This is a genomic window from Streptomyces sp. NBC_00344, from assembly GCF_036088315.1.
Classification (GTDB): Bacteria; Actinomycetota; Actinomycetes; order Streptomycetales; family Streptomycetaceae; genus Streptomyces.
In genome coordinates this window covers 46,607-61,997 of record NZ_CP107997.1, presented here as the reverse complement: position 1 = coordinate 61,997, position 15,391 = coordinate 46,607, and the positions used below count along the sequence as shown (strand labels likewise).

Annotated in this window: 13 protein-coding genes and 1 pseudogene; 7 read left to right on the top strand and 7 right to left on the bottom strand. The window is 65.4% G+C overall.

Annotated elements, in window-relative coordinates; translation table 11 throughout:
- Nucleotides 1–652: 652 nt before the first annotated feature.
- Together OHS16_RS31995 and OHS16_RS31990 are read left to right on the top strand one after the other, a co-directional pair.
- On the top strand, nucleotides 653–907 hold the full coding sequence (locus OHS16_RS31995; RefSeq protein ID WP_328541124.1) for a hypothetical protein: 255 nt from the start codon (nucleotides 653–655) through the stop codon (nucleotides 905–907).
- A gap of 224 nt (nucleotides 908–1,131) precedes the next feature.
- The gene (locus tag OHS16_RS31990; protein ID WP_328541123.1) at nucleotides 1,132–1,506 is read left to right on the top strand and encodes a DUF6415 family natural product biosynthesis protein; all 375 of its coding nucleotides are present in this window, start codon (nucleotides 1,132–1,134) and stop codon (nucleotides 1,504–1,506) included.
- A gap of 714 nt (nucleotides 1,507–2,220) precedes the next feature.
- Here OHS16_RS31990 and OHS16_RS31985 read toward each other — a convergent pair.
- From OHS16_RS31985 to dnaB, 4 genes are all read right to left on the bottom strand, one after another.
- Nucleotides 2,221–2,472 carry a hypothetical protein gene (locus OHS16_RS31985; protein ID WP_328541122.1) on the bottom strand — a complete coding sequence of 84 codons (252 nt, stop codon included), beginning with the start codon at nucleotides 2,470–2,472 and terminating at the stop codon, nucleotides 2,221–2,223.
- Nucleotides 2,473–3,021: 549 nt separating this feature from the next.
- Complete coding sequence (locus OHS16_RS31980; RefSeq protein ID WP_328541121.1) at nucleotides 3,022–3,357, bottom strand: hypothetical protein; 336 nt, start codon at nucleotides 3,355–3,357, stop codon at nucleotides 3,022–3,024.
- 83 nt (nucleotides 3,358–3,440) lie between these two features.
- Nucleotides 3,441–4,001 carry a telomere-protecting terminal protein Tpg gene (gene tpg / locus OHS16_RS31975; protein WP_328541120.1) on the bottom strand — a complete coding sequence of 187 codons (561 nt, stop codon included), beginning with the start codon at nucleotides 3,999–4,001 and terminating at the stop codon, nucleotides 3,441–3,443.
- A 362-nt stretch (nucleotides 4,002–4,363) separates the two neighbouring features.
- Nucleotides 4,364–5,818, bottom strand: coding sequence for a replicative DNA helicase (gene dnaB / locus OHS16_RS31970; protein ID WP_443042814.1), 1,455 nt, complete (start codon nucleotides 5,816–5,818; stop codon nucleotides 4,364–4,366).
- A gap of 18 nt (nucleotides 5,819–5,836) precedes the next feature.
- Here dnaB and OHS16_RS31965 point away from each other — a divergent pair.
- Nucleotides 5,837–6,590, top strand: a pseudogene (locus tag OHS16_RS31965) (transposase family protein).
- Between the two features lie 537 nt (nucleotides 6,591–7,127).
- On the opposite strand, the gene OHS16_RS31960 reads toward OHS16_RS31965, so the two are convergent.
- Nucleotides 7,128–7,739, bottom strand: a complete 612-nt coding sequence (locus OHS16_RS31960) for a flavin reductase family protein (RefSeq protein ID WP_328541126.1) — start codon at nucleotides 7,737–7,739, stop codon at nucleotides 7,128–7,130.
- A gap of 235 nt (nucleotides 7,740–7,974) precedes the next feature.
- A complete protein-coding gene (locus OHS16_RS31955; protein ID WP_328541118.1) occupies nucleotides 7,975–9,216 on the bottom strand; it encodes an ISAs1 family transposase in 1,242 nt (413 codons plus the stop codon).
- 757 nt (nucleotides 9,217–9,973) lie between these two features.
- Here OHS16_RS31955 and OHS16_RS31950 point away from each other — a divergent pair.
- Both OHS16_RS31950 and OHS16_RS31945 read left to right on the top strand, forming a co-directional pair.
- Nucleotides 9,974–10,303, top strand: a complete 330-nt coding sequence (locus OHS16_RS31950; protein WP_328541117.1) for an acyl-CoA-binding protein — start codon at nucleotides 9,974–9,976, stop codon at nucleotides 10,301–10,303.
- A 308-nt stretch (nucleotides 10,304–10,611) separates the two neighbouring features.
- Complete coding sequence (locus tag OHS16_RS31945) at nucleotides 10,612–11,172, top strand: hemerythrin domain-containing protein (protein WP_328541116.1); 561 nt, start codon at nucleotides 10,612–10,614, stop codon at nucleotides 11,170–11,172.
- A gap of 127 nt (nucleotides 11,173–11,299) precedes the next feature.
- Here OHS16_RS31945 and OHS16_RS31940 read toward each other — a convergent pair whose 3' ends face one another.
- Nucleotides 11,300–11,680 (bottom strand): hypothetical protein, encoded by a 381-nt coding sequence (locus tag OHS16_RS31940; RefSeq protein WP_328541115.1) that lies wholly within the window; start codon nucleotides 11,678–11,680, stop codon nucleotides 11,300–11,302.
- A 397-nt stretch (nucleotides 11,681–12,077) separates the two neighbouring features.
- Between OHS16_RS31940 and OHS16_RS31935 the strand changes: the two genes are divergently transcribed.
- Together OHS16_RS31935 and OHS16_RS31930 are read left to right on the top strand one after the other, a co-directional pair.
- Nucleotides 12,078–12,947, top strand: a complete 870-nt coding sequence (locus OHS16_RS31935) for a helix-turn-helix domain-containing protein (protein ID WP_328541114.1) — start codon at nucleotides 12,078–12,080, stop codon at nucleotides 12,945–12,947.
- 879 nt (nucleotides 12,948–13,826) lie between these two features.
- A complete protein-coding gene (locus OHS16_RS31930; protein WP_328541113.1) occupies nucleotides 13,827–15,284 on the top strand; it encodes an ice-binding family protein in 1,458 nt (485 codons plus the stop codon).
- Nucleotides 15,285–15,391 lie beyond the last annotated feature (107 nt).

Here is a 15,391-nt window from a genome sequence, read left to right as displayed (position 1 = left end):
GTATCACATCGCTGCGCGATGTGCAAGCGAAACGAATTGCTTCGCAATTCGTGAAAGGTGCTTCGCACCTTTTATTCCTGGCTTCGCCAGGAATGGGAATTACGCTTCGCTTAAATTCCTGAACGGCGGGCAGGTTCGCTTCGCTCTCCTGCCTGTTCCGGCTTCGCCGGAATGGCTGGCTACAGGACAGGGTGGGTGCATCCGTGCAGGCCTGTGTAGGATCCCGAAGAACAAGCCACCCCCAGGCGGTGACGAGACGTCATCCGAACCGGTGCCGGCCCCCGGGTGTCCGGGGCTCGAACTCCGCTTCGCTCCATTCACCCCTGACACCCTCTCACCTCTGCGCGAGGTGATCGGTGCATGGAAGAGTCTACCCAAAAACCATCACGATCACATGCGGTTGCGCTAGAGTGAGACTCGCGCATCATCACTGTGGATTCGCATCATCATGTCCGATGATGCACTGTGTAGCATCCCGAGCAGATCGCTACCACCTCTACCAGGGTCCTGGGAATCTGCGCTCCGCTGTCACCAATAAACGTCACGACGTGACACCGGATTTCTGCACCAGAATGGCATCAGCCCAGCTCGATCACAGTGCCCATGCCGTGACGAACGCAGTGACAAGAAGATGCAGATTCTCAAATGAACGATGAAGACAACTGTGGTGGGGCTCCTGACCGCCCTGACACCCGGATTAGCCGGCTACTTCGGCGGCTTCGGAGCTTTCCTCGTTGTCGCCGCCCTGGGCCTGGTGGGTCTGATCATCGGCCATCTGGCGCGCAGTGACGTGCACGCCAGCGACTACGTACACACCCGCGAGGGCGCCGGGCGCCGGGAGACCGTCGACCGCCCCCGAAGCGATTACGAACCCGGCCCCACTGGGCACGTCAGGCGAGTCCGGTGACAACCCTGCACCAGCTCGGCCGCTGTGACGATAACCGCCGGTGATTTGGCCATTTCACGCCCTCCACTGGGCACCATCGAGGATTTGACGTCTCGTCCGTGCAGCGAGCTGCTTACATAAGTGTGGGCTGATGTCCCGTTCGCCGGTCTGCTCGGTGAATCATGATCCGCACACCTCCTGAAGTGGCCTAGGTCATCGACTTTGCAGCCGGAGAGGGCACGCCCATGAACGTCACTCCTCAGCCCCGTCAGCAGTCCAGCGATACCGCACCGCTGAATACGGCGCTGATGGCGGACACCGTAGAGCGCGCGTTACAGGCGCTCGACTGCAACCCGGTTCCCCGGCCAGACACGGTGGAGACCTTGACCAGCCTCCTGACCGGCCACATCGCCCTTCTCCTGTCGGAGCTCCGTCCGGCGCTCGACACAATGGACCACGGCAGCCTGGAATGGAACCGGGCACAGGTGCAGTACAACAACGCCCGCGCCCTGCTGAGCAGCGAACCGACCCGAGGCCTCCACTCCGCCGTCGCCCGGCTGTCGGATCTCGCCCGGATCTGCGACAACCTCATGAACGACCACTTCAGGCTCACCGACTGACGGCACCAAGGTGCCGACCCAACATCCAGCTCTCTCCCACGGCTATCGCGTGAGTAGAGGTGTCGGCGTCAAGAAACGGCTTGCCCACGAGGTCTCACCTGCACAAACGAGCAAGATCCGTAATGGGGGGTTCACACCTGCGGCGGTACCTCCAGTGCAACTTTGGGCGCAATCCTCCAGCCACCCCTGCAGACGCCCTTGGGTGCAACCCCGTCAGCACGACCGCACCGCCCCGCCAGGAGACAGAAAAACCATCTCTTCCCTTCACAGGGAAGAGATGTCGCCGCGCACAGGCACTGACCCACACTCACTGACCTGCCACAAAGCAGCAGCCGCAGTTGGCGCCCGGCAACTCGTTGCGCAACCGGTAGAACCACCCGTTGCACAACCACAACTGGGCAACCGGTCAAGCCACCAATTACACAACCGGCCATGGCAGGTTCAGCCGCTCTTGCCCTTCGCAGAGGACGGGCAAGCCCCCGCCCGGATGCCGATTGGATTCCACCCGGGGGCGCCAACGCCGGAACCGGCCACGGCACCCACCGCGGTCCACACGATGGAAGGCTTGCCCAGGGGAGGTTTGCCCAGCGCCGGGACGGCTTGCCCAACCGATTCGGCCACCGCCACGGCGACGGAAACCGTGTGGCCGATGACCGATCCAGGTGACCGATGACCGGCGTGGCCGATGGCCGATCCCTGTGCGCGAAGTGCGGCTTATTCGACAGTGGGCTCTTTACGGAGGATGGCGCGGACGGTGTTCGGTCGGAGCTTCGTCTTGGTGACGATGTCATCCAGCGTCGCCCCGCGTGCGTTGGCTGCTCGGATCAGCTGGTCGCGGCGCCGCTTGTGGGCTTCACGCGATGCCTTGCCGGCGACGGTGCGTTCCAGTGTGGTCGCCCACCACAGGAGGGCGCGCCCTGTGTATGTGTTGAGTCGGTCGGATCGTGATGCGGTGACGTGGGCCATGCATCCCCCTGAGGGTCTTGTCCGTGTTGGAACACAGAGTCCGGATCAAGGGGATGCGTGGCAAGAAGGCGATTTCAGCCGCCGCACCTGTGCGAGAGGTGCGGTTCGACATGGCCCTTCGCACCGTCTGTCACCCTCGCCTGTTCTGTCCGTCACGTGACCGCCACCCTGACCGTTTTGCACCGACTGTCCACCGCCATCCCACCGTCGCGGGGTGGCGGTGCATGACGGACGAAACGGGGTGGTTGGCGGTGGGGGTGCGGTGCCGGGTGGCGGTTCTGACCTGCGAGAACACCCCACCCGGTTCCGTGTCGATGCCACCGCAGTTCAGGCAGGCCGTCGTACACCGCGCCGTGTGCACGGCGGTGTTCGGGCAACAGCGTCAGGCCCACCACCTCTCTCCTGGCCGGCCGCACGACGGGCCGCCGATACCGGCGCTTCCCCACCCTGCGTCGTACTGGCAGAGCTCCGCTGCGAAGCAGCGTCAATTCAGGCAGAGACGAGGCAGGGCCGCTGCAGACGCAGCGGCCCTCCTCTTCACACCGCGGTTCAGTCCTGGGTGGTGTCCTTGCCGACCAGGCCGGACAGCAACTCAACCAGCGTCGCGTTCACGTTGCGCTGCTCGGTGATGAAGCTGTCGACCTGCTGGCTCAGGCCGTCCATGTGCCGATCCATGCGGTCGAAGCGTCCGCTCAGAACGTCCAGGCGGGTGTTCACCGCGGTGAACCCGTCACGGACCTCGCGGCGCAGCGCGGCCTGGCCCTCGATGACGGCGGCGAAATTCCCGCCGGTCTGGACCTGAAGGGATTCGACGCGGTCCTCGACGGCCTCGGTTCGGCGGGTGAGCGCGTCCAGCTCGCCGTGGGCGAGGGAGTCGTCAGACATCAAGGTCTCCTGGATGGTGGTGAGGCCGCTCGGCCTCGATTGTCGCAGGGTGGGGCGCTGGGGCGGTAGCCGGTAGGCCGCGGTCAGGAATAGTCGGTTTCGAGGTAATCGATGTCGGTGAATTCAACGAGCAGATCATTCGCGCGTCGGCCATGGTCTTTGAAATAGACCTCTTGCAGCCCTTCGGCAATGATGTTCTGCATGTCCTGTTCACTGGATCCGGTGTCTTTCGCTCGAAAGAGCCGGTCGGCATAAACGGGCGGGAGGTGCTGGGTAATCAGCCGGAGGCGTCCGTCGTCCGTCGTTCCGGGCGCTGCGGTGAACCCGAATCGGGCCCGGGTCTCGATCGTGATGCCGGTCGCGGTCGCCGCTTGCTTGCGGGCGCGCTGGCGGACCACCGGCTGCCAGTTCTTGCGGACTTCAGCGGCGAGCTTGGCGGCGAGGTCGGGGCGGGGCTTCTTGATCTGGCCGGTGAGGTAGCGCTCCACGGTGCGCTGGGAGATGCCCAGGCGGCGGGCGACCGTGCGGGTGGAGCCTTTCTCGTGCTTCACGAGGAACCGGATCTGCGCGCCGGCTGTTTTCGGGATGGGGCGGGTGAAGACGTTGGCTGCGGCCTTGTCGAGGCTGTCTCCGATGATGCCCACTCGGGTGCTCCTGTCGGTGATCGTCTGTGTGGGGCGCTGAGCGCCGATCTCCACCCCGGATGACCGGATGGACGCTGGGCTGGTAGATCGTCAGCGAGAGCCGCCTTCAGGTGGCTTGAGGCGGCTGCTGGTCGTGGTGGGTGTAGGTTCTCGCGGCTCGCTGCATGCGCCGCCGCTCTGACCTGGACTGTCTCGCCGCTGCACAGTCTCACCGACCGCGCCCAGTCTCAGCAGTTGCTGCATTTCCTCGGTCAGCGGCCCCGGACCGGAGCCGCTGACCTGCGTGTCTCTGTGCAGCGCGGCCGATATGCAGAATGCGCTGAGATTATGAAGCGGGATTTGAGACCCCACAGTGGGGTGGGTCAGGTGTGTGCCATGTCGACGAACCGGCTGTAGTGGAGTTGCGCGGCGACGGTGATCGTTGACGTGGGCCCGCCCCGGTGTTTTCCGATGATCAGGTCGGCTTCGCCCGCGCGTGGTGACTCTTTCTCGTAGGCGTCTTCGCGGTGCAGGAGGATCACGATGTCGGCGTCTTGTTCGATGGCGCCGGATTCCCGCAGGTCGGAGATCGCCGGTTTTTTGTCCTGGCGCTGCTCGGGGCCGCGGTTGAGCTGGGAGAGGACCACGACGGGCACGTTGAGTTCCTTGGCGAGGAGTTTGAACTGGCGGCTCATCTCGGAGACTTCGACCTGTCGGTTCTCGGCTTTGCGGCCGCTGGACTGCATGAGCTGGAGGTAGTCCACGACGATGATGTCCAGGCCGCCGCGCTGCTGGAGGCGGCGGCAGTGGGCCTTGATCTGCAGGACGGTCAGGGAGGCGTCTTCGAAGATGTGCAGGTCGGCGGTTTCCAGGCGCTGGGCGCTGTGGCCGATGCGGATCCAGTCGTCTTCGGTGAGGTTGCCGCTGCGCAGGTGGTGGTAGGCGACTTTGGCGTCGGCGGACACGATGCGCTCGTGGACTTCGTCGCCGCTCATTTCGAGGCTGAACAGGGCGCCGGTCAGGCCGTGCTTGATGGTGGCGGAGCGCAGGAAGTCCACGGCGAGGGTGGATTTGCCCATGGCGGGGCGGGCTGCGATCACGATGACCTGGCCGCCGTGGAGGCCGTTGGTGAGGCGGTCCAGATCGGTGAAGCCGGTGGGCACGCCTTTGGTGATCTCGCCGCGGCTGCGGGCCTCGAGACGGTCCATGAGGTGGGCGGAGCGCTCGCGGGGGCGGAAGCTGGCACTGGATTCGTCGATGGCCACAGCGGCGTTGAAGAGGGCGCCGGCAGTGTCGGTGAGTTCGTCTGGGTCGCCGTCGCTGTAGCCGAGGTTCGCGATGGCGGTGCCCGCTTCGGCCAGCCGGCGCAGGCGGGCCCGGTCGCGGACGATGTCCGCGTAGTACGCGGCGTTTCCGGCGGTGGGCACAGCCTGGGCCAGGGCGTGAAGGTAGCTCGGGCCGCCGATACGCGACAGGTCGCCGCGGCGGGCCAGCTCGGCGGCCACCGTGATCGGGTCGGCCGGCTCTCCGCGCCCGTAGAGACCCAGGACGGCGGTGAAGACCGTCTCGTGAGCAGGCCGGTAGAAGTCCGCGCCGGTGACGATCTCGATGACCTCACCGATCGCGTCCTTCGACAGCAGCATCGCCCCGACCACGCACTGCTCAGCATCGAGATCCTGCGGCGGCACCCGGTCAAAGGCCGGGGCGGGGCGGCCGGTGTCGTCGTACGGCTGAGCAGCAATGAGCTGTTTCCAACCTGAGGGGTGGTTGGACCGGTGGCCCCGGCAGGGGGCATGAAGAAAGCTCCTGGTAGACGGGTTCACGACCAAGATCACCAGTTCGCCAGGAGCTTTCGCGTGCTTGTCTACCCGTCCGGTATCGATCTGTCCAGCCGCACCCTGCAACACCTCTCCGCTCTCCTCGCAGGTCATCGCCGTCGGATCGGCTCCCGGTGGCGTCGCCTGACCTGCGGCCGACAGGCAATGCTCGTCCTGGCCCACCTGCGCTGCGGCGACACCTACGCCCGCCTCGCAGCAGGTTTCCGCATCGGGATCGCCACGGCCTACCGCTACATACGCGAGGCCGTCGACCTCCTGGCGGCCTTTGCGCCCACGCTGGAACAGGCCATGCCAACTGTCCGGAAGAAGGCGTACGTGATCCTCGACGGCACCGTGCTGCCGATCGACCGCATCGCCGCAGACCGGCCGTACTACTCCGGGAAGAAGAAGCACCACGGGATGAACGTGCAGGTCCTCGCCGATCCCGCCGGACGCCTGATCTGGGTCTCGGACGCACTGCCCGGAGCCACACACGACCTGACCGCGGCGCGGGCCCCTGGCATTCCCCGGCGCCCTCGCCGCAGACAACATCAAGTGCTGGGCCGACAAGGCATATCAGGGATCAGGCCCTGCGATCCGAGTCCCGATCCGTGGCAAGCACCTGCGCGGCTGGCGCCGACGTCACAACCGGGACCACGCGAAGATCCGCAGCCTCGGTGAACGCGCCATGGCGATCCTCAAGTCCTGGCGGCTCCTGCGGAAGCTCCGCTGCAGCACCACCCGGATCACAGCCGTCGTCCGAGCCGTCGTAGCCCTCGAACTCGCCGCCTGATCAAGATGGAAAAGGCTCACTGGCACCTCCACCGCGATCGCCGCCCATATCAAGACCCGCAGACCCCGCAACGCGCCCCGCTCGTTCATCCCTTGGCCCTCCAGCTTTTTGTTCAGCCAGGAATATCTCCGGCGTTATTCTTTCCCGCCACCCAACCATAGGCGCGCTCAACGCGAGCTATGCGCACCTCGTATGAGTCGTACCACACGTCACGACCAAGGCGCTGGACTCGGCGGTGTTCGAGATTATCGCGCCACATCCGGATCGCTCTTTCGTCCTCATAGTAAACAATCGTCTGGTCGCGCCCGTCCGAGCTCCGTGTCGTTTCGCGGCTTATATAACCGGGTATTTGTTCCGCAAGAGAAATCATCCTCCTCTCCGCCTCAATGTACCCGCTGGTATCTCGACCCGAAAGACGGGTGGTCAGTATCGCCGCATAATACGGCCGATCAAGTCTACCTTTATCTGTTCGAGACCTAATGATCCGCTCCATACTTTAGGGTGAACAGGCTGAAATTCGCACTCCCCTTTAGGGAACTATGGAAGTAGGGACAACCTCTGAGGCATGCCCCAACCACGCGCGAGGGACGAGGGTTGCAGGTTTTCACCACGTCCATAGTATTCGCAGAATTTCATGATCAGTGGATCCCATTTGTCAGCGTCCACATGGTTCCGACGATCAGGAACAAGTAGCTCCTCTTGTACATGGGCTCGCACTACTCGCGCATCGAAGGCCAACAGCCCGGAATCAGCCTCGCCAAAGGGGTGAATGCGATCGATGGAAGCCTCGAGCTGGATTGGACACTCAGCCACGCGCGGTGGTTCCACTTCATCAGAAGAAATGACAGTGAGTCCCGCTGCGCCGAATTTATCCGGCTCACATCTATAACCCTTCCGCAGCTTGTGCTGCGGAACATTAAGAGTCCCAGTAACAAGTGCCAAACGGTCGACTGCATCGACCAAGCTCGAAGGTACAAGATTGATCACGCACTCTTTGGTCCGGACAAGATTCTGAGTTGTCTTGGATGTTTCATCAAGTCCCAGCATGCAGGATTGGCCGACCCACCATACGGATGACATCGGAGCCAAATTCGGCGACCCGTCCTCATTTTGAGTGCTAATCATCACAACCGGTGTCCCGAAATACATTACTCTCGGCTCAATAGCCACGTGCATTCTTTACTCCACATGCAGGAATTACGGACGGAGGCATTCTCCAGCGAGAACTCGCGGAGCCTGTTCATACGTTGGCACTGCGGCTCGAGGACTGCTGGCGGGAAACGGACATCGAGGTGGCGACCTACTCAAGAGAAATCCCGGCAGCACTTTCGACACCCACATTCAAGATCCGGAAGGTGGTGCCGCCGTTCGGGGCAGGGCTTGATCAAGTTTCGTAGGTGTCTGGATTGTTGGTGATGCCCAGGATGGGGAGTGCTCGTTGGGGTTCGTCGCGGATCGCCCGGGTGGTTTTGGCGATGTTGTCGGCTCCGAGGATTTTCAGCACGCCGATGGCGAGGTTGCGGAGGGTCGCCATGGCCCGCGGTGCGGTTCCGGCGTGGACGGTGGAGGCGTCCTCAGCGAAGGTGACATCCCTGATGTAGTGCGAGGAGTTCTCCACTCCCCAGTGCCCGCGGATCGCGGCGGCCAGGTAGGCCGGGCCGGCCTGATGGGCGTCGAGGCTGGTGACGGCGTAGACACTCTCACGGGTCTCGCGCTGGCCGGTCTGCTTGCGGCGGCGGTGGACGCGGATGGCCAGGCGGGCGTGGGGAAAGGCGATCCCGCCGAGTTCGTCCGCGACGGCGCAGGTCTTGATCGAGCGGGACTCGCGCCTGCCGCGCCCGGTCCCGGAGGCTGTGTGCTGGACGGCGATGTCCCGCCACGGCAGGGCCGCGAGCTGGCTGTGAGCGGTCGGCTGGTTGGTCTTGATCACGGCGATGTAGTGGGCCTTCTTGGTCTCGACCAGCCAGGAGACGTTCGCCTTGACCGAGTGCAGGGCGTCGAAGGTGACAACGACGCCGGCCAGGTCCAGCGGTGCCAGGAGCGGTTGGAAGTGCGTGGTTTCGTTCGTCTTCGCGCCGACCTCCACCTGAGCGAGGGTCACGACGGTGCCGTGCGTGACCGCGGAGAGCAGATGCCGGTGCGTCGCAGTGAGACGGGCTGATCCCTTGAGTGCTTTGCCGTCGACAGCGATCACGCGCGGCCGCCCAGACGCGGAGGGCGACGGTGTCTGGGTGGGCTCGGTGGCGGCGCGGTGCCGGTCGGCCAGGTAGGCGCCCACCGCCCGGTCCAGGGCATCCCCGTCAACAGCCCCCAGCACACGGCCGATCGTGGCAGGCGACGGAGCGCGCCGCCATCCCAGAAGATGGCGCCGGATCCCGATCACTGTCAGCAGAGCGTTCGGGGCACGATGGCCCCACTCGGCGAGTTCGTCGATGCTCCTCGCTCCCGAGACGACCGCGCAGGCACACACCAGCAGGATCACGGTCAGCGAGTACCACCGGCCCCGCCGGGAGCGCGGGTCGGGCACCGAGTCGAAGTAGAGGCGCAGGTCAGCGATCCGACCGGCATCCAGCGGCCCCAGCTTCACCAGCACGGCGGGAATGGGAGAAGATACAGCGGCAGGCACGGGCCACCTCATGATCATCGGGCTTAGACACCACAATGATCACGAAGCCCGTACCTGCCCTGTTATGCACCCCAACCGGTCACAACCCGACCAGCCGCACGCCCCCGGAACTTGCAACCGCCCTGCCTTTCCACCCAGCGCGCTGCGAGCGGGTGGCCCGGGGCCGGGGAACGGGCGATGGCACGGCCTGATCACCGGCACCGCCACTGGGGTGAATCCGGCGGCGGGCCCCGTGACTCGCAGCGGTCCGGACCTGTTGCCCGGGCGACGCGTGCCTGCTGTCCATAGCCACGGAAGGCGCGTCCTGTGGGGCCTCCGACCTGCCCGGCCAGGAGGCCCCACACACCACGCCGCACGCCGGAGCGGCGGGCACGACAACCGCCCGGGCGGAGTAGCCCGGTCGCACCTTGGGGGAAGATACGACCGGGCGCGAACACCGCGCGGAGGCCATGTACCCGGCCGGCCTCCTGCAGGTTCAATCCTCAGCGTGCCACCCACGCAACGACCCCGCCACGCAGACGCAAGCGCGCAGACGAACAGGCTCCAGGGCAACCGTGAACGCCGCATCATTGAGGCAGGCGCAAAGTGTCTGGGCATGGGAGAGGCGATGACACTCCCATCGAGACGAGTGGACGGACCTTGAGGGACGTCCTCGGGGAGTGCGGCCCCGCCCTGATTCTCGTCGAGGAGCTCCGCGCTCTGGCCCCGCTCTGGCCATGAGGATGAACCATCAGGTGATCGACAAGAGGTGCTCACGGTGTCCGGGGTTTCGCAGGAACAGTTCAACAGGGCAGTAGAAATCATTCAGGAGCTGCCGCACGATGGCCCTCTCCAACCGAGCCCGGAAGAGGGGCTGTATCTCTACGCCTGCTACAAGCAGGCCACATCCGGCGACAACATGAACCTCAAGCCCGACCCCTTGGACCATGTGGCCACGGCAGAGTGGAACGCCTGGACTCAACTGGCGGGCACGCCCCAGGCAGAGGCCCAGAAGGCGTACGTGACGAAGACACTCGAACTGCTGAAACGGCACAGCAGCGACCCTGCCACCCGTCACCGGCTCGAAGAACTGGAAGCCACCACCTGAGCGACACCCCGGGCGGACCTCCATGTCCGGGCTGTGGAGAGCGGTCACTGACGCCGAGCAGCATCCCGCGGCGATCCTCGTGCCGCACCGGAGCGCGACGTACTCCTGCGAGATCAAGAGGCCGCTGCTTGAGCAACCTGGCCCGGCGTCGTCATCTCTCGAATCACCCGGCCTGCCGGTAAAACAAGCGCGGCGGGCATGACGGGGCGCTTGCCGCCTGGCCCAGGCGAGCCGCTGCGCGTGTTGAAAAGGCGCCCGGGTACCCGCTGTGGAACGGTGAAGACCACGCAAGCGGAGGGATTGCCCCTATGGGACACGGCGGAAATGTGATCGCGGAACTCACCACCGACCACCGTGAGGTCGACGAACTGTTCGAGAAGATCGAGGGCCAGCCGGTCGGCGACCCGCAGCGCCGGAGGCTGGTCGATGAGCTGACCATCGAGCTGGTCCGCCACTCCGTCGCCGAGGAAATGCACCTCTACCCGGCCGTGCGCGAGCACGTCGACGGCGGCGACAAAATCGCGGACAAGGAACTCTCCGACCACGCCGAGGTGGAACAGCACCTCAAAGACCTCGAAGGCCTCGACGCGGACGACCCGCAGTTCGACGACCTGGTGGCGAAGCTGAAGTTCGAAGTGAGCGCGCACGTGCGTGATGAAGAGAGCCGGCTGTTCCCCCTGCTCGCCGCGGCCTGCACATCCGAGGCACTCAACGAGCTGGGCGACAAAATCCGCACCGCGAAGAAGACGGCCCCCACACGCCCGCACCCCTCCGCCCCGGGCACCCCTCCCGGGAACAAGCTGCTGGGCCCCGGAGCCGGACTCGTCGACCGGGCCCGCGACCTGCTCACCGGCCGCGGCAAAAACTGAAGCCCCACCCCAGCCGTCAGACCGTGACGCCTCCGGCCGCCACCCGGCCGGACCAGGAACAGCGACAAAGGGAATCAGACCGCACGCGAGATGACGAGCGAGGCTCGCCGAATGCATCGGCGCAGAGTCAGGCGTCGTCGTCTGGGTCATCCAGATCGATCGCGATGTCGAACCCCGCTCGCAGCCGAAGCTTTTCACGCAGCGCCGCTGCCGCCTGGGCCCGCGTCACCGTCAGGGCGAAGTCATCAAATGCCCGCGCCTGAACCGCCTCGACGGTGACCACTACCAGGTCGCCCGGCGCCGCCGTCCGGCGCGCCACCGTGATCGCCCAGTCCACCGCGCACACCAGCCGCAACCGGTCATGCTCGGCCGCCCGCAACCGCAGCCGCTCTTCCCGCCGACGCCGACCCCACGCACACATCACACACCCCACCATCCGAAACACGGCGAACGCCCGCAAGCGCTGACCCCCTCCGTACAGGGAGCCGGGCGCCTTGTGATTGAGCACGATGCGGCAGCATCGGAGGGGTACCCGTACCCGTCTGTCCGTCGCGGCGGCAGGCCACCCTCCGCGTACTCGCGGATTCCTGCTCCCGCCCCGACAGTCGGTGAGCTCCACGTTTGGTCGATGGTTCTGGGCAGTACGTAGCGATCACAGGCCTGGAGATGTCGATGAGAACCAGCACCGTTGTGGACGCGCGGTGTCTCCGCCTCGGGTCTGTGGCGTGAGCGTCTGTTTCGCATTTCAACGAGGGCTCCGGCGCCGCTCGAGCTGGGCAAATGCCAGCGTAAGAATCTGTTTGTGCTGCCTGTGATCGCAACGGCATGGCACGTGTCCGGCAGCCCTTGCCCCATGGCAGCCTGCGGGTCCAGCACAACAACTTGAAACCGGAGGTACGCCGCGCGTGTGGGCGAAATCCAATCCCACCGTCAGGAGACGCCGTCTTGGAGCCGAGCTTCGCCGGCTCCGCATGGCCAGTGGGCTGAAGAGCAAAGAGGTGGCCGAGCGGCTCATGGTCTCTCAGCCCAAGATCAGCCATCTGGAGAACGGCAACCGCGCCACCAGCCCCCGCGACGTGCGTGACCTCTGCGCGATCTACGGAGTGATCGACCAACAGATCATCGACTCTCTGATGGAGATGGCCAGGGAATCCGGTGAGCGGGGCTGGTGGCACACCTATGGCGACCTCTCCGACAGCGCCTATATCGGCCTGGAAACGGACGCCTCCTCCCTTCACGCCTACGAGCCCATGGTGATCCCCGGCCTGCTGCAGACCCCTGCCTACGCTCAGACGGTCATCGAGGAAACGATCCCTCTGCTCACTGTCGAACAGGCCGCCACGCGCCTCAAGGTGCGGCTGCGTCGTCAGCACCGGATCTACGACCCTGCCTGCCCGCTGCACCTGCGGGTCGTCGTGGACGAATCGGCTCTGCGCCGCGTCGTCGGCAGTCCTGCCGTCATGCGCGAACAACTGGAGCACCTGAAAGCACTCAGTGGCGAGCCACACATCACCGTGCAGGTCCTCCCCTACACGGCGGGCGCCCACCCGGGCCTGTCAGGACAGTTCTCCATCCTGAGGTCCGCCGACATCCCCGACGCAGTGGTGTTCCTGGAGCGGTGCACCAGCGATCTCTTGCTGGAGAAGCCATCCGACGTGCAGCACTACAGCATGATGTACGACCACCTCCAGACCCAGGCTCTCGACCCTGCCAGCAGCCGCGACTTCATCACCGACGCCACCAGCACGTACATCGACGCAGCGATCCAGCCCTGAGTGCCTGGATTCGATCCCTGGCGAGCGTCTCCACCGCGATATTGGCACCCTCGCCTTCGGCAGCACAGGCTCACCATTCTCGGCTGCCAGTCGGCTGTTTTCCGGCGTGTCCGCCCCCGACGCCGCCGGTGTCCTGTGCCCCGTCACCGACCTCGCCGACGCCGTGCTCAAGGCACCCGACGGCAAGCGGCCCGCCCAGACGCCAACAAGCTCGGCATGCAGGGTAAGGACGCCCTCGCCGGGGTGACCGAGGCTGCCCCCGCCACGCCCGGCGCCGCACACCATCCGGGTCTCTCGCCATGGCCGGCTGGGGGACGGATCTGAAGGTGAAGGCAGCGGCGGACCTCCAGACCAAGGTCACCACACACTGATTCCGGAAGGCGGTCAAGGGGCCCCAAGGCAACCGTCGCCGCGGTCCAGAACACGATCACCGACCAGGAACGTCCTGGCGGCATCCAGCTCGCGGCGGCCTCCCGGCGACCAGTATTCCGGGCCTCCCGAAGCTGCCGACCATTCCAGGTGTACCTGCCCTTGCGACTCTCCCGGCCGCCACCCGCTCGCCTCAGCGCTCGAGCACCTAATTTCCGGACGACGGGGCCGCGCCGAATCGTGCGGCCCCGTCGTCACGCCACCCGCCGACCGGCTCCTTCCCCTGTACGGAAAAGCAGTCCAGGCCGCCATGTGGTGACGGACGTGACTCTGTCGCAACCGAGTCAATTTCTCATATAAATATATATATTCCCGACCTTGCTTTTATTCACCCTAATGCATTGCAATTCGTCGAAATTTACTGCGTAATATGCGGGGCGACAGAATTGGGGGTTTGGATATCCGAACTACCCGATCCGCTCTCTCGACGCTCTCAGGAGTGCACCTTCGATGACGTCTAATCGTTTGAACGCGACGCACCGGCGAAGACTGCCGATCTGGATCGCTGCGGTAGTCACTCCGCTGCTCGCCGTGTCTGTCGTCGCAGTGGCTTCGCCAGAGGCGAGTGCCATCGCGACCCCTGTGCCTCTGGGAACGGCGGACAGTTTCGCGGTTCTGGCTGGTGCGTCCGTCACCAATACGGGTCCTTCGGTGATCACCGGAGACCTCGGGGTAAGTCCGGGAACTGCTATCACCGGATTCCCGCCCGGCCTCGTGAACGGCGCCCAGTATTCCGCGGGACCTGTGGCTCTGCAGGCACAATCCGATCTGGTCGCGGCGTATAACGACGCGGCTGGGCAGGCCACAGACGGGGCGCTCCCCCCGGACGCCGGTGGGCTGACGCTGGTCCCCGGCGTCTACACCGCCTCTTCCACTCTCGGGCTGACCGGCACGCTGACCCTGGACGCCCAGGGTGACCCCGACGCCGTGTGGGTGTTCCAGGTGGGATCGGGACTGACCACGGCGTCTTCCAGCCGGGTCCTCCTCATCAACGGTGCCGCGCCGTGCAATGTGTACTGGCAGGTCGGTAGTTCGGCCACGCTGGGCACCGACTCCACCTTCGTGGGCAACATCCTGGCCCTGACCTCGATCGGTGCGACCACCGGGGCAAGCATTGATGGTCGGGCCCTGGCCCGTAATGGCTCGGTGACGCTGGACAACAACAGGATCACCCGGCCCACGTGCAGCCCCGGCACCACTGCTGGCACTACCGCGGGCACCACCACTGCGGGTACGACCACCGCCGGAACCACCACCGCCGGCACTACCGCAGGCACCACCACCGCCGGAACCACGGCGGGCACCACCGCTGGAACCACGGCGGGCACAACCGCCGGAACCACCGCAGGCACAACCGCGGGCACAACTGCCGGAACCACCACCGCCGGCACTACGGCCGGCACAACCGCCGGAACCACCGCAGGCACGACCGCGGGCACAACTGCCGGAACCACCACCGCCGGCACTACGGCCGGCACGACCGCCGGAACCACGGCCGGAACCACCGCGGGCACGACCGCGGGCACCACTGCCGGAACCACGGCCGGTACCACCGCGGGCACAACCGCGGGCACAACTGCCGGAACCACGGCGGGCACGACCGCCGGAACCACCGGCGGCGGTGGCTATCCCCCGCCGCACCATGGCCACGGCCACGGGAAGCCCGGTCACGGCTACGAGCACGGGAAGCCCGGTCACGGCTACGAGCACGAGAAGCCCGGTCACGGCGATGACCACGGCATTCCCGATAACAAGTACGGCAAGAACGTCAGCGAGTCCGCTAACGAGTATGCCAAGCACCTCGTATGGCAGGCGCGCGGCGAAGACAAGGAGCAGGGCGACCAGGGATACGGCGACCAGCCCAGCGACCAGGGTGATGACCAGGGTCAGGGTGATCAGGGATGGTGAGCCCGCAGAAGTGAGTGCTGCGCCGTCTAGGACGCGCGTAACCGCTTAGCGGGTTGGCGGCGTGTGGCGGAATCGGCATTGATTCCGCCACACGCCGCCGTAGTGGA